The sequence below is a fragment of the Streptomyces mobaraensis NBRC 13819 = DSM 40847 genome (genome assembly GCF_017916255.1).
Taxonomy (GTDB): domain Bacteria; phylum Actinomycetota; class Actinomycetes; order Streptomycetales; family Streptomycetaceae; genus Streptomyces; species Streptomyces mobaraensis.
This window is the reverse complement of sequence record NZ_CP072827.1, coordinates 1,250,864-1,271,533: the sequence shown is the minus strand read 5'-3', so window position 1 is coordinate 1,271,533 and position 20,670 is coordinate 1,250,864. Positions and strand designations below refer to the sequence as shown.

Annotated in this window: 14 protein-coding genes and 2 pseudogenes; 8 read left to right on the top strand and 8 right to left on the bottom strand. The window is 73.2% G+C overall.

Annotated features, from left to right (window positions below):
• Positions 1 to 205 precede the first annotated feature (205 nt).
• Positions 206 to 1,873 carry an MFS transporter gene (locus J7W19_RS04845; protein ID WP_004948630.1) on the top strand — a complete coding sequence of 556 codons (1,668 nt, stop codon included), beginning with the start codon at positions 206 to 208 and terminating at the stop codon, positions 1,871 to 1,873.
• Here the strand turns inward: J7W19_RS04845 and J7W19_RS04840 are convergent.
• Entirely contained in the window at positions 1,813 to 2,364 is a 552-nt protein-coding gene (locus J7W19_RS04840; protein WP_004948628.1) for a GNAT family N-acetyltransferase, read from the bottom strand. The genes J7W19_RS04845 and J7W19_RS04840 overlap by 61 nt on opposite strands.
• Positions 2,365 to 2,601: 237 nt before the next feature.
• Here J7W19_RS04840 and J7W19_RS04835 point away from each other — a divergent pair, with 237 nt between their 5' ends.
• The 3 genes from J7W19_RS04835 to J7W19_RS04825 all read left to right on the top strand — a co-directional run bounded on the left by J7W19_RS04835 (position 2,602) and on the right by J7W19_RS04825 (position 6,504).
• Positions 2,602 to 4,044: a GuaB1 family IMP dehydrogenase-related protein gene (locus J7W19_RS04835; RefSeq protein ID WP_004948626.1), complete on the top strand. Its 1,443-nt coding sequence runs from the start codon at positions 2,602 to 2,604 to the stop codon at positions 4,042 to 4,044.
• Between the two features lie 349 nt (positions 4,045 to 4,393).
• On the top strand, positions 4,394 to 5,959 hold the full coding sequence (locus J7W19_RS04830) for an amino acid permease (protein WP_004948621.1): 1,566 nt from the start codon (positions 4,394 to 4,396) through the stop codon (positions 5,957 to 5,959).
• A gap of 89 nt (positions 5,960 to 6,048) precedes the next feature.
• Positions 6,049 to 6,504, top strand: coding sequence for an Lrp/AsnC family transcriptional regulator (locus J7W19_RS04825; RefSeq protein WP_004948618.1), 456 nt, complete (start codon positions 6,049 to 6,051; stop codon positions 6,502 to 6,504).
• Here J7W19_RS04825 and J7W19_RS04820 read toward each other — a convergent pair.
• The 4 genes and pseudogenes from J7W19_RS04820 to J7W19_RS04805 form a co-directional block, all read right to left on the bottom strand.
• Positions 6,482 to 9,823, bottom strand: coding sequence for a type 2 lanthipeptide synthetase LanM family protein (locus J7W19_RS04820; protein WP_004948616.1), 3,342 nt, complete (start codon positions 9,821 to 9,823; stop codon positions 6,482 to 6,484). The two genes, J7W19_RS04825 and J7W19_RS04820, sit on opposite strands and share 23 nt — an antisense overlap.
• A gap of 106 nt (positions 9,824 to 9,929) precedes the next feature.
• Entirely contained in the window at positions 9,930 to 10,115 is a 186-nt protein-coding gene (locus J7W19_RS04815) for a mersacidin/lichenicidin family type 2 lantibiotic (protein ID WP_004952279.1), read from the bottom strand.
• A 518-nt stretch (positions 10,116 to 10,633) separates the two neighbouring features.
• Positions 10,634 to 11,427 (bottom strand): annotated as a pseudogene (locus J7W19_RS33750) (alpha/beta fold hydrolase); the annotation flags it as partial.
• Between the two features lie 80 nt (positions 11,428 to 11,507).
• The gene (locus J7W19_RS04805; RefSeq protein WP_004952276.1) at positions 11,508 to 11,993 is read right to left on the bottom strand and encodes a DUF2269 family protein; all 486 of its coding nucleotides are present in this window, start codon (positions 11,991 to 11,993) and stop codon (positions 11,508 to 11,510) included.
• Between the two features lie 379 nt (positions 11,994 to 12,372).
• Here J7W19_RS04805 and J7W19_RS04800 point away from each other — a divergent pair, with 379 nt between their 5' ends.
• From J7W19_RS04800 to J7W19_RS04790, 3 genes are all read left to right on the top strand, one after another.
• Positions 12,373 to 12,783, top strand: a complete 411-nt coding sequence (locus tag J7W19_RS04800) for a MarR family winged helix-turn-helix transcriptional regulator (RefSeq protein WP_233478068.1) — start codon at positions 12,373 to 12,375, stop codon at positions 12,781 to 12,783.
• 386 nt (positions 12,784 to 13,169) lie between these two features.
• Complete coding sequence (locus tag J7W19_RS04795) at positions 13,170 to 13,970, top strand: carbon-nitrogen hydrolase family protein (RefSeq protein WP_004952271.1); 801 nt, start codon at positions 13,170 to 13,172, stop codon at positions 13,968 to 13,970.
• A gap of 64 nt (positions 13,971 to 14,034) precedes the next feature.
• Entirely contained in the window at positions 14,035 to 15,744 is a 1,710-nt protein-coding gene (locus J7W19_RS04790; RefSeq protein ID WP_004952269.1) for a flavin monoamine oxidase family protein, read from the top strand.
• Between the two features lie 146 nt (positions 15,745 to 15,890).
• Here the strand turns inward: J7W19_RS04790 and J7W19_RS04785 are convergent.
• Positions 15,891 to 16,556: pseudogene (locus J7W19_RS04785) on the bottom strand (DUF5995 family protein); the annotation flags it as partial.
• Positions 16,557 to 16,682: 126 nt separating this feature from the next.
• Positions 16,683 to 18,092, bottom strand: a complete 1,410-nt coding sequence (locus J7W19_RS04780) for a uracil-xanthine permease family protein (RefSeq protein WP_004952265.1) — start codon at positions 18,090 to 18,092, stop codon at positions 16,683 to 16,685.
• Positions 18,093 to 18,371: 279 nt separating this feature from the next.
• On the opposite strand from J7W19_RS04780, the gene J7W19_RS04775 reads away from it, so the two are divergent.
• Positions 18,372 to 19,139 (top strand): hypothetical protein, encoded by a 768-nt coding sequence (locus tag J7W19_RS04775; protein WP_004952262.1) that lies wholly within the window; start codon positions 18,372 to 18,374, stop codon positions 19,137 to 19,139.
• 148 nt (positions 19,140 to 19,287) lie between these two features.
• Here the strand turns inward: J7W19_RS04775 and J7W19_RS04770 are convergent, their stop codons facing one another.
• Positions 19,288 to 20,541 (bottom strand): MFS transporter, encoded by a 1,254-nt coding sequence (locus J7W19_RS04770; RefSeq protein ID WP_004952261.1) that lies wholly within the window; start codon positions 20,539 to 20,541, stop codon positions 19,288 to 19,290.
• Positions 20,542 to 20,670: the final 129 nt, after the last annotated feature.

Below are 20,670 nucleotides of genomic sequence, written 5' to 3'. Positions count from 1 at the left end.
GGAACACCCCTCTCTCCGGGTCGGCGGCGCCCTCGCTTCTTATGAGTGCCGGAATCGCCTTTGTAGTCATGCGGGGAATGCCGGATTCTGAAGACGGCCCGAAACACCCTGGGGCGGGTGGCGGAATTCGGGGAAATCCGTCCCGAACCGTAGGGAAAGTGCCGGGAAAAACGCCGGGCCGGTCCCGGGAACGGGAGGGGAGTACATGCCGGACGACATAGGACGCCGGCGCCGCGTGCTGGTGCTGCTGATCTGCTGTACGAGTCTGCTGCTGGTGAGCCTGGACGGCTCGGCCGTCAACATCGCGCTGCCGGCCCTGTCGACCGAACTGCACGCTTCGATGGCGGGGTTGCAGTGGATCGTCGACTCATACCTTCTGGTGCTGGCGAGCCTGCTGATGCTCGCGGGGTCGACGGCGGACCGCATCGGGCGGCGGCGCACGTTCACGGCCGGTCTCGTGGTCTTCACCACCGGGTCGCTGCTGTGCGGTTTCGCGCCGGGGCTCGGCTGGCTGGTCGCCTTCCGGGTGGTGCAGGCGATCGGCGGGTCCATGCTCAACCCCGTGGCCATGGCCATTATCACCAACACCTTCACCGACCGTGCCGAGCGGGCCCGGGCGATCGGGGTGTGGGGCGGAGTGCTCGGCATCAGCATGGCGCTCGGGCCGGTGGTCGGCGGGGCGCTGGTGGACTCGGTGGGCTGGCGGGCGATCTTCTGGATCAACGTGCCGATCGGGATCGCGGCGGTGGTGCTGTGCCGCCGCTTCGTCCCCGAGTCCAAGGCGGCCCGGGTGCGCCGGTTCGACCCGGTGGGGCAGCTCCTCGTCGTGGTGCTGCTGGCCTCCCTGGTGTACGCGGTGATCACCGGCCGGGAGCGGGGCTGGGCGTCGGCGCCGATCGTCGCGCTGTTCGCGCTGGCCGCCGTCGTCCTGGTGGTCCTGGTCGGGTACGAGCGGCGGCGCGCGGAGCCGCTGATCGAACCGCGCTACTTCCGGAGCGTGCCCTTCAGCGGGGCGAGCGTGATCGGGTTCTGCGGGGTGGGGGCGCTGGGCGGGTTCCTCTTCGTCGAGCCGCTCTACCTGCAGGGCGTCCGCGGCCTGTCGGCGGTGGACGCGGGGCTGTACACGCTGCCCCTCGCCGCGATGATGCTGGTGGCCGGGCCGGTGTCCGGACGGCTGGTGGCGGCCCGCGGGCCCCGGCTGCCGCTGGTGGTCGCCGGTACGGCGATCACGCTGGCCGCCCTCGGTCTGACCCGGGTGGACGCGGACACGCCCACGGCGTGGCTGCTCGCCGACCACGCGCTGTTCGGGCTCGGCTTCGGGCTGATGAACCCGCCGATCACCACGACCGCCGTCACCGGCATGCCCGCCGAACGGGCCGGCACGGCGGCCGGGATGATGTCCACCGCCCGGCAGGTCGGCCAGGCGTCCGGCGTGGCCGTCATCGGCACGGTGGTCTCCGCGCACCTCGACGGGCCCGTGCGCACCCACTTCGCCGCGGCGAGCCACGGCGGGTGGTGGATCGTCACCGCCTGCGGCCTCGTCGTCGCCGTCCTCGGGGCCGCGACCACCGGGCCCCGGGCCCGGCGCACGGCGGTGGCGGCGGCCGCCGCCCTCACCGGGGAGCCCGCGCCGGAGCGGGCCGGTGCCGGCCCGGTCGCCGGCCCGGTCGCCGGAGAGGCGGCCGGTGCGGGCGGCGGTCCCGGGAGCGGGCCGGCTCACGCGGCGGGAGGCGGGCCCGCCCAGGCCCCGGAGAGCGGGCCCGCCCAGGCGTCCGGGAACGGGCCGGCCCAAGCGTCCGGGAGCGGGTCGGATCAGGAGCAGGAGCGGCTCATGAAGAGCGCGATTTCCCCCTCGGACGCCGTCCCGGAATAAAGCGTGGTGTCCATTCCGCAAAACGAGAAACCCATGCGGAGATAGGAACGGATGGCAGGGGCATTGATGTTGGTGACTTCCAGCCACACATGCCCCGCGCCGCATTCCCTGGCCTGTTCGGCGACGCATTCCATGAGGGCCCGGCCGACACCCCGCCCCCGGTACGCCGGGGCCACCTCGATGTCCTCGACGGTGAGCCGGCGGTTCCACGGCTCGTAGGAGGTGGCGACGAAGCCGCAGAGCTCGTCGCCGGCGAACGCCGCGTACCGGCGGGCGCCGTCCCCCGCCTCCTCGCCGTCCGGCTCGTCGTCGGGGAACACCTTGCGGACGGGCGGGTCGACCGGCACCGGCCGGAGGGCGAAGCCCTCGGCGGAGCCGGGGAAGGGGGTCACCGCGTACACGGTGTCGGTGGTGAAGGAGCCGTCGAGGGCGGCCACGGCCGCGTCGTCCTCCGGCCCCGAGGGGCGGCAGATGATCTCCTGGTGCGTCATGGCGCCACCGTAAGGGGACCTTCCGACGGCCCCTCCGGCCGGGCTTGGCCGATGCCACAGGGCCCGCCGCGACCGGCTGGCCGAATCCACAGGAATGCCGCGAAATCTCACAGTCATTGGCCAACAGCCCGACTCATCGTGGATGATGGGTCCAGGAACCTCAGCCCGATCCGGCGCTGGTTCGAGCTGACTCCCCACCCGCTTCGTAGTTCTATTCCTGCAGGTGAGAGAGCCAGTATGCGTTTCCTCAACGATCAGAAGCCGCCGTACGACCTGACGTACGACGACGTCTTCATGGTGCCGAGCCGGTCCGCGGTCGGTTCCCGCCAGGGTGTGGACCTCTCCGCCCCGGACGGCACGGGCACCACCATCCCGCTCGTGGTCGCCAACATGACCGCCATCGCGGGCCGCCGCATGGCGGAGACCGTCGCCCGCCGCGGCGGCCTCGTGGTCATCCCCCAGGACATCCCGATCGAGGTCGTCACCGACGTCATCACCTGGGTCAAGAGCCGGCACCACGTGCTGGACACCCCCATCGTCCTCGCCCCCACCCAGACCGTCGCCGACGCGCTGTCCCTGCTGCCCAAGCGGGCGCACGGCGCCGGCGTCGTCGTGGACGGGGACCACCGGCCCGTCGGCGTGGTCACCGAGCACGACCTGACCGGTGTGGACCGCTTCACCCAGCTGTCCGAGGTCATGTCCAAGGAGCTGCTGCTCCTGGACGCCGACATCGACCCACGTGAGGCGTTCAACCAGCTGGACGCGGCCCACCGCAAGCTGGCGCCCGCCGTCGACAAGGACGGGAAGCTGGCGGGCATCCTCACCCGCAAGGGCGCCCTACGCGCCACCCTCTACACCCCGGCCACCGACGCCGACGGCAAGCTGCGCGTCGCCGCCGCCGTGGGCATCAACGGCGACGTGGCCGGCAAGGCCAAGGCGCTGCTGGACGCCGGCGCGGACACCATCGTGGTGGACACCGCGCACGGCCACCAGGAGTCGATGATCGCCGCGATCAAGGCCGTCCGGGCGCTGGACCCGCGGGTCCCGATCGTCGCGGGCAACATCGTCGCCGCCGAGGGCGTGCGCGACCTCGTCGAGGCCGGCGCGGACATCATCAAGGTCGGTGTGGGCCCCGGCGCCATGTGCACCACCCGCATGATGACCGGCGTGGGCCGGCCGCAGTTCTCCGCGGTGCTGGAGTGCGCCGCCGAGGCGAAGAAGTACGGCAAGCACGTCTGGGCCGACGGTGGCGTCCGCCACCCGCGCGATGTCGCCATGGCGCTGGCCGCCGGCGCCTCCAACGTGATGATCGGCTCCTGGTTCGCGGGCACCTACGAGTCCCCGGGCGACCTCCAGCAGTCCGCCGACGGCCGGCTGTACAAGGAGAGCTTCGGCATGGCCTCGGCCCGTGCCGTGCGCAACCGCACCTCGGAGGAGTCCGCCTACGACCGCGCCCGCAAGGGCCTGTTCGAGGAGGGCATCTCCACCTCGCGGATGTTCCTCGACCCGGCCCGCCCGGGCGTCGAGGATCTGATCGACTCGATCATCGCGGGCGTCCGCTCGTCCTGCACCTACGCGGGCGCGGGCAACCTCGCGGAGTTCCACGAGCGGGCCGTCGTCGGCGTCCAGAGCGCCGCCGGTTACGCGGAGGGCAAGCCGCTGCACGCCAGCTGGCAGTAGTTCCCACAGAGCCCGAGAAGGGGCGCGGCCGATCCGGCCGCGCCCCTTCTCGCGTTTTCCGCGCGCCCGCCGCTTGCTGTGGTTGACGCCTACATGTACCGATTCGTAAGGTGACATGCAACGAACGCCCATTCTTGGCACGCAGACGCAACGATCGTACGGGCATGCGCAAGAATGGTGCATTACGAGCGCGGTCCCTCACCTCGTAGGGTTCCGCGCAGTACGTGGAGTGGCGGGTACCGCTAGCTCGCGGTCCCCCTCCTTTCCGGTCGTCCCCCTGCCGACGCAACCGACGGGGCCGCTTGCGGTACCGGTGGCTCCACCGGCCGCGATGAACGGAGCGACCCCCGTGCTGGACCAAGACACAGCGCCCCCCGCCGCCGGCAACGGCAAGCGCCCCCCGCAGCCGCCCGCCGGGACCGGTTCCCGACTGATGCGGCGCAAGCCGGTCGAGCGCCTGGTCGCCGAGGGCGGCCAGGGCGAGGGCGGTACGCTGCGCCGCTCGCTCGGCATGTGGCAGCTGACCATGATCAGCATCGGTGCCACCCTCGGCACCGGCATCTTCGTGGTGCTCGGCACCGCCGTGCCGGACGCCGGCCCCGCCGTCGTGATCTCGTTCGTCCTCGCGGGCCTCACCGCGCTCTTCTCCGCGCTCTCCTACGCGGAGCTGGCCGGCACCATCCCGGTCTCCGGCTCCTCGTACTCGTACTCCTACGCCACGCTCGGCGAGATCGTCGCCTGGATCTGCGGCTGGTGCCTGATCCTGGAGTACGGCGTCTCCGTCGCGGCCGTGGCCGTCGGCTGGGGCCAGTACCTCAACGAGCTGCTGGACGGCACCATCGGCGTCACGATCCCGGCGTCGCTGGCCAACCCGCCCGGCGACGGCGGCATCTTCAACGTGCCCGCCCTGCTCGTCGTGCTCCTCTGCATGGCGTTCCTGCTCGGCGGCGCCAAGGAGAGTGCCCGCGCCAACGCCATCATGGTCGGGGTGAAGATCGCCGCCCTGCTGCTGTTCTGCGCCGTGGCCTTCACCGGCATCAAGGCCGGCAACTACTCGCCGTTCATGCCGCTGGGCCTGGCCGGCGTCAGCAACGCCGGTGCCAGCCTGTTCTTCTCCTACATCGGTTTCGACGCCGCCTCCACCGCAGGTGAGGAGGCCAAGAACCCGAAGAAGGACCTGCCCAAGGCGATCATGCTGTCGCTGCTGATCGTCACCGCCCTCTACGTCCTGGTCGCCGCGATCGCCGTCGGCGCCCTGCCGTGGAAGCAGTTCGAGGGCTCCGAGGCCGCGCTCGCCGGGATCATGAAGGACGTCACCGGCCAGAGCTTCTGGGCCGTGCTGCTGGCGGCGGGCGCCGTCATCGCCATCGCCAGCGTGGTGCTGACCGTCCTCTACGGCCAGACCCGCATCCTCTTCGCGATGGCCCGCGACGGCCTGGTGCCCAAGACCTTCGCCAAGGTCAGCCCGCGCAAGGGCGTCCCGGTGGCCAACACCATCATCACCTGCGCCTTCTGCGGCGTCCTCGCCGCCGCCGTCCCGCTGGCCGAGCTCGCCGACGCCACCAGCATCGGCACCCTCTTCGCCTTCGCCCTGGTCAACGTGGCCGTCATCGTCCTCGCCGTAAAGCGGCCGGACATGAAGCGCTCCTTCACCGTCCCGCTGTCCGGGGTGCGCGTCCCGCTCTTCGGCGGACTGCGGGTGCGGCTGGGCATGATCTTCCCGGTGATCGGCTTCGGGCTCTGCTTCTACCTGATGTACAAGCTGCCCACCGTCACCTGGGAGGTCTTCGGCCTCTGGATGGCCGTCGGCTTCGTCATCTACTTCGCCTACGGCATGCGGCACTCGCGGCTGAACGGCGGGACGGACGACGGCTCGGCCGAGGCGGACGCGTCGGAGGCCCCCGCCAAGGGCTAGCCCGGCCGCCGCGAGTCGGGGTGGACGCCGGATACGTGATCTACTGCTGGAGGAACAGCAGGATCCCGTAGAAAAGTGATTCACCCGCAGTGCGACTCAACGAGCTCGACGAACGTATCGTGCACGCCCTGGCCGAGGACGCCCGGCGCTCCTACGCCGACATCGGCGCCGAGGTCGGCCTGTCCGCGCCCGCGGTGAAGCGGCGCGTGGACAGGCTGCGTGCCGAAGGGGCCATCACCGGGTTCACCGTCCGGGTGGACCCGGGAGCCCTCGGCTGGGAGACCGAGGGCTTCATCGAGCTCTACTGCCGCCGCAACACCTCGCCCGAGGCGATCCACCGCGGCCTCTCCCGCTACCCGGAGGTGGCGTCCGCCTCCACCGTCACCGGTGAGGCCGACGCCATCGTCCAGATCTTCGCCTCCGACATGCGGCACTTCGAGCGGGTGCTGGAGCGGATCGCCGGCGAGCCGTTCGTCGAGCGGACGAAGTCGGTGCTGGTGCTGTCGCCGCTGCTGCGGCGGTTCAGCTCGGGGGCGCCGTCCTGATTCCCGGGGGCGGTTCCAGGAGCAGGACCGACGGTACGTCGTCCGGTGCCGCGAACCGCAGCAGATTGTGGCCGATCCCGGCCAGGCCCGTGAACAGTCCGGGCACCTCCTCGCCCGCCGGGGCACCCGACCGCCAGCCCGTCCGCCGTGCCCGCTCCAGGACGGCGGAGAGGCGGTCCGCGAGGCCGCCCGGGCGGGCGAGGCCCAGCCGCTCGGCGTAGAGCAGCAGTTCGAGGTTGCCGAGGCCGCCGTGGCACAGGCTGTGGTTGTCCCGGTCGGCCAGGGTCGGCCCGAGCGCGGTCCGCAGCTCGTCGGCGGCCCGGTCCGCACGAGCCGCCGGCCGGGCCGGGGACATCAGCAGCTCCGCGCGGGCCAGGCCGACGCCGGCCGCGCCGTGGCACCAGGCGGACCAGTGCCGTACGGGCGCGTGCTCCCGCAGGTCGGGCCAGTTCCCCGCGTCGGGCTCGAAGACGCCGGCCTCGTAGGCCAGCGCTCCGTCGATCAGCGCGCCGTAGCGCCCGTCGGGGTGCAGGGCGTTCAACCGGGACAGGGCGACGACGGCCCCCGACGTGCCGTGCGCCAGGCCGGTGAGCGGCCCCGGGGCGGGGATGCCCGCGTGCCGCCAGCCGAGCCCGGCGCCCGCCGGCTCGGCGCGGGCGGCCAGGTGGTCGGCGGCGAGCCGGGCCACTTCCAGGGACTCCGGGCCGCCGTCGGCCGCGTACGCCGCCAGGCACATCAGGACGTACCCGGCGGCGCCGTCGATCACGTCGTACGCCGTGTCCTCGGCGACGGCCGTCCGCAGCGCGGGGAGGACCGCGTCGCGGACCGCCCGGAAGCGGTCCGCGGGACCGCCCGCCTTCAGGTCGTGACTCATCAGGTAGAGGGCCCCGGCGTCCGGGTGCTCGCCGCCCGTGACGCGGCGGGCGACCTCGTCCGCGACACGGTCCGCCTGGTCGCGGAAGCGGCGGGCGCCGGTGACCTGGGCGAGCCGCAGGAGGAAGAGGCCGATCCCGGCCAGCCCTCCGTAGAGGTCCGGGCCCAGCGGGACGATCTCGGTGACGCCGGGGCCGGGGGAGCGGGTGCCGAGCCAGCCGACCGCGTCGCCTTCGGTGACGGCCAGCCGGAGGAGCCGGTCGCCGATCTCCTCCGCCGCGGCTGTCAGGGCTCGGGTGTCCGCTGGGCGGCCGGGGGAAGAGGGGCGGGGAACGTGCGGGGGCTTCGTATGCGGCGTGCCCGCCTTGTTCAACGTGTCCGTGAACGACGTGGTGATGATCCACTCCTGGCGGTCCCGGTCCTCGGGGCCGAGGGCGGCCAGGCCCTCGCGGACGGCCGAGAGCCCGTCGCGCGCGAGGAAGCCGGGGACGGTTCCGCCGGTGGACAGGAGGAGGTCGCGGCGGCCGGGGACGACACGGAACAGCGGGATGTCGCCGGTGAGCAGTGCGTCCAGTTCGTCGCGGACGATCCGCTTCCGATCGGGAGCGCCCGCCCAGCCCGAGCAGAGCCGCGCCAGGCTGCGCTCGCGGTCCAGCGCGTCCCGCGCGAAATCGGGGTGGAAGCTCTCGCGCAGCAGCTTGTCGTAGACGTAGGTGTCGCGGTGCAGGTAGCGGACGGGCGCGTCGGCGAACGCGTCGACCGGGCCGCCGGGGGCGAGGAGGGCGGCGCGGTGCTCCGTCAGCCAGTCGTAGCCGGTCCGGAAGCCGGCCAGCAGGTCGGGGAGGTGGCGGCCCGGGTCGACGGACGAACCGTCGGGCAGGGACGGGCGGTTGTCCGCCCCGGGCACCTCCACCTCACGGGGGAGCAGGCGCACCTCGTCGGTGCCCGCGCCCACCGGGACGGGGACGGGCGTCAGCCAGGGCTGGCCGGCGGAACCGCCGATGCCGCTGAGGTCGGTGGTGCGGGGGAGGGCGGTGGCTTGGGGGTGGTCCGCGGCTTGCGGGGCGTCCGTCTGCGGGCGGTGCGTCTGGGGGCGTCGGGCCGGGGCGTGGTGTGCCGGAGCGCGGCCGTCCGGCGGGCCGACCAGCCGTCGGCCCGGCAGCAGGCCGGTGGCCAGCACGGACCGGTGCAGCAGCTCGCCGGCCGGGTCGGCGTCCGCCGGGGAGGACGCGGACCAGACGGGCGCGCTGCCGTCGCCCGGGTGGAACAGGGCCTCCAGGTCGATGAGGACCGGGTGGTCTCCCGCGGCGATGACGTTCTCGTAGTACAGGTCGCTGCCGCGCAGCGCGTGGACCAGGGCGAGCAGCGCGCCGGTCCGCCGGTAGAAGAGGGCCGGGCCGTCGGGGGCGGAGCAGGGCGCGGGGCGGATGTACTCGGCCCAGCCGTGCTCCTTCCGGTCCAGGACGCGGGCGGCGCGCAGGACGAGGCCGGTGTCGTGGGAGAAGCGTTCGGCGAGGGCGCCGAAGGCGGCGTCCACGGCGAGGGAGCGCGGCTTGTACATGACGACGCCGCCGCAGGCGAACTCCACCCGGGCCACGCTCCGCCCGCCGTGGTGCAGGTCGCCCTCGCCCAGTGCGACGGACCGTACGGTGTCGGCGGGCCGGCCGGCCAGCAGGTCGCGGCGGAGGTCGGGCAGGTCGTCCCGGAGGTGGCGGGCCAGCCGCGCGCAGGCGGCGGACCAGCGGTCCAGGACCTCCGCCGCCTGCCGGACGAGGACCGGGTACTCGGCCCGGAAGCGGGCCTGGTGGTCCGGGTCGGCCAGCAGCCCGGCGAAGGAGGCGAACCGCTCCTCCGGGGTGTCCCCGCGCAGCCGCCCTTCGACACGGGCGACGTTCACCTCCAGGACGAGGGTCGGTCCCAGCACCATGTCGAGCCGATCGAGGGGCAGCGTGGCGAGGAGGGCGTCGGCGAGGCCCGCGGGGGCATCGGCGCCGAGGCGGTTCAGCCGGCTCAGGAGCGCCGACTCCGCACGGCGGATCGCGGGGGCGACCAAGGGGAGGAAGACGGGGTCCGTCGGTGGGGTCGGGGTCGGGGTTCGGGTCGGGGTCGCTGGTTCTGGGGCGTCGGTGTCCTCTGTGGCCCAGGAGGGCCGTGGGATGCGGGTAGCCAGCTCCTCTGGGGGCTCGTCCAGCAGGCGGAGCAGCGTGCCGGGGTCCGTGCCCAGCGTGCGGACGTTCTCCGCGAAGCGGTCGTCGTCCCGGAAGGCGGCGAGCCGGCGCCAGGCGGCGAGGCGTTCGCGGGCTCGCTCGGACGGTTCGCAGGGCGGCGGCCCGCCGTCCGTGAGTCGCTCGCCGAGGCGCAGCGCCCGGACCCAGGCCGGGGGCGTGCGGTCGGGGGAGGGGCGGCCGGGCCCGGCGCTGTGGGGCGCCTGGGTGCTCTGGGGCATGGCTTTCCTTCCGGGGTGCGGCGGGTGGCGTCGGCTCGCGGTGCGGCACGTCGCCCGCCGGGGCGGGCGACGTGCCGCGAGGGTCCGGACGGTGGTACCGGAACGGTTACTTGCAGCAGGTCCAGAACGGCGCGGACATGGTCTTGATGGCGATGGTGCCCGACATGGCCTGGACGCCGCCGCGCTCGCCCGGCAGTTCCTCGGTCAGGTCGATGGAGCCCGCGGGGTGCGCGGGAGCCGCGGCCAGGGTCTCGCGGTAGGCACAGTCCTTCCACGCCTGCACGGTGTTCATGAGAATCCTCCTCGTCGTGGACGGAGCCCGGGTGGGCTCCCTTGCCGGTGCGCCCTCCACCCGGCGGGCGGAGGGAATCGGTGGGGAGCGCGGGACGGCTCGGAGCGCCCTTCGGAGGCCGTCCGGCGGCGCCGTGCGGAAGGGATCGCGGTGTGGGCGCGTCGCGGGGATGCGCTCGGCGTGGTGGTCGAGGCGGCTTCACGGAACGGGCCTGCCGTGCGCAACTCGGCTGCGCGGCACGGCACGTGAGATCAGGCCACCGGTCGCGCGGCGCCATCCGGTGGGCTCACCGTGGCCGATCGTGTGTCCGGAAGGCTCTGGCGCAGGTGAATGTGGTCCCCCCTCGTCCCCCGCATCGTCCCCCGTGTGAGGGGCGGCTTCCCTCGTAAGAGGGACGGCGCGGCCGAGGCGTCGTCCCAGTGGTGCTCGTTCGGAACGCTAGCACCACGCGTTGCGGGCGCAGGGGCGCTTTTCGGCCATTGAGCGTCGCTGTCCCAGGGGCGGGAAACCGTCGCCGATTGGAGGAACTCATGCCGTGCCGCAATGAGTTGGGCGGGTGCGTCCGCCTCGGCAAGGCGGTCCTTGCCCGGGACCGGCTCAAAGGAGGCGCCGGGTATCGCGGCGGCCGGCTCACGGCCCTTCTCCGGCGGGATCCATGTGTCATCCGTGCCCCAGCACACCATGACGGAGTAGCGGCCCTGGATCTTGTCGGTGTGCCACTGGTCGGCCTGGGGGATCCGCCGGTGGGACGTCGGCCGGCCCGCCGTGCCGAGCCAGGGCTCGACGAGCCGCTCCGGGACGGCGGGGTGCGGATCGGGCCCGCCGGTCGTGCCGATGTGCGCGCGGACGAGTGCGGCGTGCGGTGCGGGCGGCAACTGCTCGAGGACGGGGGAGTGTTCACCGGCGAGGCGGAAGAACGGCGAGTCCCACGGGGCCAGTGCCGCCGGGTCGACGAGGGCGAGCGCGCGGTAGCGGGCGCCGTGCAGCAGGTGGGCGCGCAGGGCGACGGCGCCACCGAAGTCGTGGGTCACGACCAGGGGTTCGGCTGGTTCCCGGTGGACCGGGAACTCGCCGAAGACACGGCCTCGGGCGACCAGGGGGACGTCCTGCCGGTCATGGTCTTCTCCGACTGCCCGTAGCCGGGCGCGTCCCGGATGTACGCCAGGTGGACGCGGGCGGGTGACCGGGGCACCGCGCGTCAGGCGAAGGGACGAGCACGGGGTGCCGTGCGGCAGGACGACCGGCGGTGGCCCTCCCCGCCGAGGCGGTTCCAGCGGACCTCGCCGGTGGGCCCGGCGAAGGTCCGCGTCAACGGTCATTCCGCCATGTCCCGCAGGGAGATTCGCCTCGGCCGGGGGCGCGGACGCGAGGAACCGATCGCTCGTGACCGGTTCAGGCTCCGGTCGTCGAACCGGGGCGGACGATCATCAGGACGGTGACGACCGCCCAGGTCAGGGCGAACAGTCCGGTGATCATCGACAGTCGGGGCAGGCCGGCGGCGAGCTTGGGGGCCGCCTCGGGCTCGGTGTCGTGGAGGTCGAGGGCGTCGATGATCGCGTCCTGGCTGAACACCGCGATCGCCAGCAGCACCGCCGCCACCGCGGTCAGCGCCATCGAGACGACCAGCCAGGTGTCGCCCAGGACGCCCATCCGCTGCGCCGTCGCCATGCCGAAGGCGGGAACGGTCACCGAGATCGCCGAGTAGACACGGGTGATGCGGTGGAGGATCCGCAGGGCCGCGGTGCCCTTCTTGGTGCGGTCGCCGTCCGGGGCCAGGGCCTGCCGCGCGAAGCGGGGGAAGAGGCTGGCGGCCACGGTCGCCGGACCTATGAGCAGGATCGCTGCCAGCACATGCAGGCTGAGCAGGAGTTTCGTCATGGCTTTCCGCTCCCATCGCGGTCGGGCGGGCAGAACCGGGCCGGCCGAGGGTTTCAGTCTGGCTTAAACATCGTGAGACGCTAGCATCCCTGGGCGGCGTGGCCGGAAGTGGCCCCGGGTGTGATGGCCGGCGGTCAAGCGGACGTAATGCGGGCGAGGGGTGATGGTGATGGCCGGGGACGAGCGGACGAAAGCGTTCCGCACGGGGCCCGGATCCGCAGCGGACGTACCGTCCGCGTCGGAGGGACGCCGGCCCGCCGAAACCGCCGCCGCGAGCGGTCCGCCTGCGGGCGGTGCGCCTGCTGCGGGTCCGCCCGCTGGGGGTCCGCCTGCCGGAGGGCCGCCCGCGGGGGGTTCTCCGGGGATGCCGTTGTCGTTGATGTTGATCGGGCTCGGGCGGTTCGTTCAGGATGCGGCTCATCATGTGCTGTCCGCCCGGGACGGGTACTCGCTCCGGATGATGGGTGCCCTGGGGCATCTCGCGCGGGAGCCCGGTCTCTCCTACAGCGAACTGGGGCGGCGCGCCGGAGTCACGGCGCAGAGCATGCAGGCCACGGTTCTCCGTCTGGAGGAGGCCGGCGCCGTCGCGCGCACGACGCCCGCCGGGCGGGGGCGGAAGGCGGAACTCCAGGTCACCGAGCGGGGCCGGCGGATGCTCGACGACATGCGGCAGGTGCTCGCCGGACTGGAGGGCCCGCTGACGGCCGGCCTGTCCGCCGAGGAGCGGTCCGTGCTGGCGCGGGTGCTGGGGCGGGTGATGGGCAACGCCGCCGCGGCGGCGGGTCGCTGAACGATCACCGGCGGCCGGATCGGCAGAGCGCCCCGAGACCGGGCGCCGGTCGGCCCTTCCGTCGGTCCGCCGGCCCGCAGGGCGTCTCCGTCCCCTCCGTCCCCGGCCGCCCGACCCGCCCCACCGTCCGGGCCGGCCCCGGAGGCGCCCCGAAGGCGTGGCCCGGGGCCCGATGAGGCCGTGCCGCGCGCGGGCGCCGCAGGGCGCGCAACGAATCACCGACGACGCCGGAAAAGGCGCAACGAATCGCTGGTCTGCACGCAACATCCATAGCTTGTCGCCCCCTGAGGCCGGGCCGTACCGTCAAGGCGTTTAACGGAATCCTGACCGGAATCCCGTCGAAAGTTCATCGAAACGCCTTCACGCCGCCCACCCGAAGAGGACATATGAACCCGCTGCGTATCGCGCTGTTCCAAGGGCCCTGCGGCGTTCCGTCCTCGGCGGACGCCGCCCTCGGCGCGCTGGACGCCGCGGCCCGCCGCGCGGCGGAGTCCGGTGCCCGGCTGCTGCTCACCAACGAGCTCTACCTGACCGGCTACGCGCTCGGCGACCTGGTCCCCGACCGCGCCGAACCCGCCGACGGTCCCGGCGCCGAAGCCGTGGCCGCGATCGCCGCCCGGCACGGGCTCGCCATCGGGTACGGCTACCCGGAGCGCGACGGCGCCGCCGTCTACAACGCGCTCCAACTCATGGGCCCGCAGGGCACCCCGCTCGCCCACTACCGCAAGACCCACCTCTTCGGCGCCTACGAGACCACGTACTTCACCCCCGGTACGGAGGCCGTGGTGCAGGCCGAGCTCGACGGCGTCCGACTGGGGCTGCTGATCTGCTACGACGTCGAGTTCCCGGAGCCCGTGCGGGCGCACGCCCTCGCCGGCACGGAGCTGCTGCTCGCGCCGACCGCGCTGATGCGGCCCTACGAGATCGTGCCGCAGACGATCGTCCCGGCCCGCGCCTGGGAGAGCCAGCTCTACATCGCCTATGTCAACCGGTGCGGTACGGAAGGCGAGTTCGCCTTCGCCGGGCTGTCCTGCCTCGCCGCCCCGGACGGGACCGTACGCGCCCGGGCCGGCGCCGACGAGGATCTGCTCGTCGCCGAGGCCGACCCCGCCCTGCTCCACCGGTCGCGCGCCGAGAACACCTATCTGGCCGACCGCAGGCCGGAGCTCTACACGCGGCTCGTCTGAGTCCCCCCTCGCTCCACCCCCTCGCTTCACCCCACACCCCCTTGCACGCAGGAGAGTTCAGCCGATGACGTCCACGGTGCCCACCGCCGTCCACGACGAGCAGGTCCAGCAGAACGAGCCGCCGATCACCATGTTCGGCCCGGACTTTCCCTTCGCCTACGACGACTACCTGACCCACCCGGCCGGGCTGGGCCAGATACCGGCCACCGAGCACGGCGCCGAGGTCGCGGTCATCGGCGGCGGACTCTCCGGCATCGTGGCCGCCTACGAGCTGATGAAGATGGGCCTCAAGCCCGTCGTCTACGAGGCGGACCAGATCGGCGGCCGGCTGCGCACGGTCGGCTTCGACGGCTGCACCGAGGGCCAGGACGCGGGCCTGACCGCCGAGATGGGCGCCATGCGCTTCCCCCCGTCCTCCACCGCCTTCCAGCACTACATCGACCTGGTGGGCCTGGAGACCAAGCCGTTCCCCAACCCGCTGGCCCCCTGCACCCCCTCCACCGTCGTGGACCTCAAGGGCGAGAGCCACTACGCCGAGACCGTCGACGACCTGCCGCAGGTCTACCGCGACGTCGCCGCCGCCTGGGCCGCCTGCCTGGAGGAGGGCGCGGACTTCTCCGACATGAACCGGGCCATGCGCGAGCGCGACGTGCCCCGCATCCGCGAGATCTGGGCCAAGCTCGTCGAGAAGCTCGACAACCAGACCTTCTACGGCTTCCTCTGCGAGTCGGAGGCGTTCAAGTCCTTCCGCCACCGGGAGATCTTCGGCCAGGTCGGCTTCGGCACCGGCGGCTGGGACACCGACTTCCCCAACTCCATCCTGGAGATCCTGCGCGTCGTCTACACCGAGGCGGACGACCACCACCGCGGCATCGTCGGCGGCAGCCAGCAGCTCCCGCTGCGGCTCTGGGAGCGCGAGCCGGAGAAGATCGTCCACTGGCCGCAGGGCACCTCGCTCTCCTCGCTGCACGACGGCGCGCCCCGCCCGGCCGTGACCCGGCTGCACCGCACGGCCGGCAACCGGATCACGGTCACCGACGCCGCGGGCGACATCCGCACCTACCGGGCGGCCATCTTCACGGCCCAGTCCTGGATGCTGCTGTCCAAGATCGAGTGCGACGACGCGCTCCTCCCGATCGACCACTGGACGGCGGTCGAGCGTACCCACTACATGGAGTCCTCCAAGCTGTTCGTGCCGGTGGACCGGCCGTTCTGGCTGGACAAGGACGCGTCGGGCCGGGACGTCATGTCGATGACGCTCACCGACCGCATGACGCGCGGTACCTACCTCCTGGACGACGGACCGGACAAGCCCGCCGTGATCTGCCTCTCCTACACCTGGTGCGACGACAGCCTCAAGTGGCTGCCGCTCTCCGCCAACGAGCGCCTGGAGGTCATGCTCAAGTCGCTCGGCGAGATCTATCCCGGCGTCGACATCCGCAAGCACATCATCGGCAACCCGGTGACGATCTCCTGGGAGAACGAGCCCTACTTCATGGGCGCGTTCAAGGCCAACCTCCCGGGCCACTACCGCTACCAGCGCCGGCTGTTCACCCACTTCATGCAGGACCGCCTCCCCGAGGGCAAGCGCGGCATCTTCCTCGCGGGCGACGACATCTCCTGGACGGCCGGCTGGGCCGAGGGTGCCGTGCAGACCGCGCTGAACGCCGTCTGGGGTGTGATGCACCAGTTCGGCGGCGCCACCGACCCGACCAACCCGGGCCCCGGCGACGTCTACGACGAGATCGCGCCCGTCGAGCTGCCGGAGGACTGAGACAAGGACTGTCCCAAGGGCTGTCCCAAGGGATGTCTTCGAGGAAGCGCCCCGCCGCCGCCCGCCCGGCGCGCGGGGCGCTTCCCGTCGTTCTCGTCGTTCTCGTCGTTCTCGTCTTTCCCGTCGTCCCGGCCGCCCCCGCACCCCAGCGGCGTCAGCAGACAGCGCCCCACCAGCCCCACGCTCGCGTCGACGCGCTCCGCGAACTCCGCCGCCACCTCCGGCCGTTCGCGCAGTGCCCACAGCGCCCGGAACGCCGCCCACGCGGCCCCGCGCGCGGCCTCCAGCGTCCACGACCCGAGCAGGTGGGTGAGCGGATCCGCCACGTCCAGCAGGTCGGGGCCGGGCATCAGGGCCTCGCGGATCCGCTCCTCCACGGAGACCAGCAGTGCGCCGACCCGGTGGAAGTCCCCCTCCAGGTCCCGCGGTTCGGCGCCCAGGCCGCGGCAGGTGTCGGCGAGGGCGAGCGGCAGGTCGTGGCCGATATGGGCGTTGATGCCCGCCAGTGCGAACTGCACCGGCCGGACGGCGGGATGGCCGCGGAGCTGGAACAGCGGACGCCAACAGGCCGGCGGTCTTCGCCCCGCCGCCGCCTCGTCGACCGCGTCCAGATAGCGGCTCGCGAACAGCACGTCCAGCGTGGTGGTGGCCAGACGGTCCCGAAACCCGCCGTCCGGTACCCGCCGGGCCACCTCCTCGGTGACCGCCAGATACACCCCGTTGAAGACCGCCACCCCGTCCTCCGGCGGCAACTCGGCGGCCAGCGCCCGCATCCGGGCGACGACCCGCTCGATGCCGGTCATGGGTGTCATGGTCCGTGCTCGCGTCATCTCCATGCACACAGAGTGACAGATGGATACGGAGCGTAGGGGCTCTGGCCTTCAAGTTAACCGGAACGGGTGACGGTGAGTGACGACGTCGCAGGTCGGTGGCGGCCGTCAGGCCCCGGAGCGGCCGTCCCGTTCGCCCTCCGCCGCCAGTCCGTCGTACCCGCTCGTCCCCTCGTCCAGCAGCGGCTCCTGCCGCTTGAGGTGCGGCGGGGCGAGGAAGCGCAGCGCGTGGTAGCCGGTGAGGACCACGATCGTGCCCAGGGCGATGCCGTTGAGTTCGAAGTTGTTGCTGATCTTGAGGCTGACGCCGCCGACGCCGATGATCACGCCCGCCGCGATCGGCACCAGGTTGAGCGGATTGCGCAGGTCCACTTTGTTGTGCACCCAGATCTGCGCGCCGAGCAGGCCGATCATGCCGTAGAGGATGACGGTGATCCCGCCCAGCACGCCCCCGGGGACGGCCGCGACGACCGCGCCGAACTTCGGGCAGATGCCGAAGAGGAGCGCGAAGCAGGCCGCCGCCCAGTACGCGGCGGTCGAGTAGACGCGGGTGGCCGCCATGACGCCGATGTTCTCGGAGTAGGTGGTGTTCGCCGGCCCGCCGACCGCCGTGGACAGCATCGTCGCCGCGCCGTCGGCCGAGATCGCGGTGCCGAGTCGGTCGTCCAGCGGGTCGCCGGTCATCTCGCCCACGGCCTTGACGTGTCCCGCGTTCTCCGCGATGAGGGCGATGACCACCGGCAGTGCCACCAGCGCCGCCGACCAGCCGAACGACGGGCCGTGCAGGGAGGGGAGGCCGATCCAGTCCGCCTTGCCGACGCCCGACAGGTCGAGCCGCCAGTGGTCGACGGCCTGGGGGCCGCCGTTGACGGAGTGGATCTTTCCGAAGATCCGGTCCAGGGTCCAGGAGAGGGCGTAGCCGAAGAGCAGCCCCAGGAAGATCGCGACACGCGACCAGAAGCCGCGCAGGCAGACCACGGCCAGCCCGGTGAAGAGCATGGTGAGCAGGGCCGTCCACTGGTCCTGCGGCCAGTAGGTACTCGCGGTCACCGGGGCGAGGTTGAAGCCGATCAGCATCACCACCGCGCCGGTCACCACGGGCGGCATCGCCGCGTGGATGATCCGGGCGCCGAACCTGCGGACCGCCAGGCCGCTGAGGAACAGCGCCGCGCCGACCACGAAGATCGCGCCGGTGACGGCCGCGCTGTCGCCGCCCTGGGCGCGGATGACGGCCGCCACGCCGACGAACGACAGGCTGCACCCCAGGTAGCTGGGGATCCGGCCGCGCGTGGCGAGCAGGAAGAGCATGGTGGCGACGCCCGACATCATGATCGCCAGGTTGGGGTCCAGGCCCATGAGTACCGGACTGACGAATGACGCCCCGAACATCGCCACCACGTGCTGGGCGCCGAGCCCCGCGGTGCGCGGCCAGGAGAGCCGTTCGTCCGGCGCGACCACGGCCCCGGGGGCGGGGGTGCGCCCGTCGCCGTGCAGGGTCCAGCGCACGCCGAGGCCCATGAATGCTCCCACTGTGGTTGTTCGAGGTGATCCGCACCATGTTAAGCGCGGGTCAGGAGTGGTCCGTGCGGAGAACGGCGGGCGGCGGGCCGGTCGGTGACGGCCGGTGGGGCGCTGTGGGGGTGCCGCGGGCCGGGTGGTCGGCGGGGCGGGCGGGCGCTGCTGCGATCGGCGCAATTAACACCTCGTAAGGCTGTATGCCCGGGACGCTCGGCAGGTCCCCGCCCTGGGCGAGGTATGCGTGGGTTGTCCGATTTCCTGCCAAACCAGGAGACATACATGCGTAAGCTCGTCGGCCGCTCAGCGGCCGCCGCGGTCCTCGCCGCGGGCGTCATCGTTCCGGCCGCCGGGGTGGCCGTCGCCGCGCCGCAGTCGTCTTCCACGCCCAAGGTGGCGAGCTGGGACGACGACCACGGCCGGGACCACGGCCGGGACCGGGACCGCGACCGCGACCGTGACAAGGGCCGCGACAAGCACCGCGACCGCGACCGCCGCGACCGCGACCGGGACCGTGACTGCGACCGGGGCCGTCACCACCGCGACCGGGACCGCGACTGCGACCGCGGTCGTTGGGACCGGGACCGTGACTGCGACCACGGCCGCTGGGGCCGTCACCACGACGACGACTGCGACCGCGGCCGTCACCACGGCGGCTGGGGTAACGGCTGGGGCAACATCAACATCTGGGGTGGCTGGGGCAACTGGGGTGGCGGCCACCACAAGGGCGGCTGGGACCGTGACTGCGACCGGGGTGGCTGGGGCCACAACGGTGGCTGGGGCCACGAAGGTGGCTGGGGTCACAACGGTGGCTGGGGTCACCGCGGTGGCGGCTGGGACCGCGACTGCGACCGCGGCGACTGGGGCCGTGGCGGTGGCTGGGGCCACCACAGCGGCTGGGGCTGGGGTCGCGGTGACGACTGCGACAACGGCTGGAAGCACCGCGGTCGCGACCGCGACTGCGACTGGAACGACGGCTGGGGTCACAAGGGCGGTCACGGCGGCAAGTACGTCCGCAACACCGTCAACATCCTGGGCATCAGCCTCTGAGGATCCTGAGCCGACGTTCACCCTCTGAGGTCCCCTTCCACCGCGGGCCGTGCGACCGGAAGCCCCGGCCGCGCGGCCCGCGGAGGCGTTCCGTCTCTCGAAGGCGCTCCGTCCCTCGAAGGAGCGGCGTCCCTCGAAGGAGTGACGCTCAGCCGCCCTCCGCCGCCGCTCCCCGCGCAGCGCCGCCGATCCCCGGCCGCAGCGCCCCCGCCGTCACCGCCAGCAGCGCCGCCAGCACCGTCACCAGCCCGAACGAGACCGTCAGTGAGGTGGCGTCCGCGAGTTGCCCGATGGCCGACGGGGCGACCAGACCGGACGTGTACGTGATCGTCGCCACCCCCGCGATGGCCTGGCTCGGCTCCGGCCCGCTGCGTGCGGCCGCCGCGAAGGCGAGCGGTACGACCACCGCGATGCCCAGCCCCACCAAGGCGAACCCGGCGATCGCCGGCCCCGCCCCCGGCGCCCCGACCACCAGCGCACCGCCGCACGCCGCCAGCACCCCGCCCGCCCGGACCGTGCGCACCGGCCCGAACCGGCGGACCGCCGCGTCCCCCGCGAACCGGGCCGCGGCCATGGCGCAGGAGAAGGCCGTGGTGCAGGCGGCCGCCAGCCCCGCCCCGGAGCCGACGACGTCCCGCAGATAGACCGCCGACCACTCCAGGCTCGCCCCCTCGGCGAACACCGCGCAGAACCCGACCGCCCCGATGACCAGCGCCGACCTCGGCGGCAGCGCGAACCTCGGCGGCGCGTGCTCCGCCGCCCGCGGCCGTACGTCCAGCACCGGACCGCACACCACCGCGCCCAGCAGCGTCAGGACGACGGCCGCCGCGCCGAGGTGCCACCGCGCGTCCGTGCCCGCGTGGGCCGCCACCGTGCCCGCCGCCGAGCCGGCGAGCGCCCCCGCGCTCCACATCCCGTGCAGCCCGGACATGATCGACCGGCCCAGCCGCTCCTCCGTCTCCACGCCCAGCGCGTTCATGGCGACGTCCGCCGTCCCGGACGCCGCGCCGTACACGGCGAGCGCCGCGCAGAGCACCGGCAGGCCGGGGGAGAGGGCGGGCAGGGCGAGGGACGCGCACCACAGGGCGAGCAGCCCGCGCAGCGCGGCCCGGGTCCCGAAGCGGTGGGCGACCCGTCCCGCGAGCGGCATCGCCAGCGCCGCGCCGATCGCCGGGAAGGCCAGTGCCAGGCCCAACTCGCCCGCGTCCAGCCGCAGGTGGTCCCTGATCCACGGGACGCGGGTGGCGAAGTTCCCGGTGACCGCGCCGTGCACCGCGAACACGGCCGCGACGGCCAGCCGGGCCCGGCGCAGGCGCGGCTCCGCGGCCCCCTCCCGAGAACCGGCCGCCCGGTCGCCGGTCGCCTCCCTGCCCTCCCCGCGGTCGCCGCCCTGGACCTCCATGCCGTCGGACCCCCAGTCCCCTCGCCGCCACCGGCCCCCTCGGCACCGTACGCGGGCCCGCGCGTGACCTGCCACACGCTCTGTCAAGTCCCGTGGACACCGCGCGGCGGCTCGGCGTACGCTCGGAGC

Bases quoted from the DNA above. Each gene is read 5' to 3' on its own strand.
- J7W19_RS04840 (WP_004948628.1), bottom strand. From the start codon at position 2,364: ATGACGCACCAGGAGATCATCTGCCGCCCCTCGGGGCCGGAGGACGAC.
- J7W19_RS04800 (WP_233478068.1), top strand. From the start codon at position 12,373: ATGTTGATCGGGCTCGGGCGGTTCGTTCAGGATGCGGCTCATCATGTG.
- J7W19_RS04805 (WP_004952276.1), bottom strand. From the start codon at position 11,993: ATGACGAAACTCCTGCTCAGCCTGCATGTGCTGGCAGCGATCCTGCTC.
- J7W19_RS04820 (WP_004948616.1), bottom strand. From the start codon at position 9,823: ATGCCCCAGAGCACCCAGGCGCCCCACAGCGCCGGGCCCGGCCGCCCC.
- J7W19_RS04775 (WP_004952262.1), top strand. From the start codon at position 18,372: ATGCGTAAGCTCGTCGGCCGCTCAGCGGCCGCCGCGGTCCTCGCCGCG.
- J7W19_RS04835 (WP_004948626.1), top strand. From the start codon at position 2,602: ATGCGTTTCCTCAACGATCAGAAGCCGCCGTACGACCTGACGTACGAC.
- J7W19_RS04845 (WP_004948630.1), top strand. From the start codon at position 206: ATGCCGGACGACATAGGACGCCGGCGCCGCGTGCTGGTGCTGCTGATC.
- J7W19_RS04790 (WP_004952269.1), top strand. From the start codon at position 14,035: ATGACGTCCACGGTGCCCACCGCCGTCCACGACGAGCAGGTCCAGCAG.
- J7W19_RS04780 (WP_004952265.1), bottom strand. From the start codon at position 18,092: ATGGGCCTCGGCGTGCGCTGGACCCTGCACGGCGACGGGCGCACCCCC.
- J7W19_RS04795 (WP_004952271.1), top strand. From the start codon at position 13,170: ATGAACCCGCTGCGTATCGCGCTGTTCCAAGGGCCCTGCGGCGTTCCG.
- J7W19_RS04815 (WP_004952279.1), bottom strand. From the start codon at position 10,115: ATGAACACCGTGCAGGCGTGGAAGGACTGTGCCTACCGCGAGACCCTG.
- J7W19_RS04770 (WP_004952261.1), bottom strand. From the start codon at position 20,541: ATGGAGGTCCAGGGCGGCGACCGCGGGGAGGGCAGGGAGGCGACCGGC.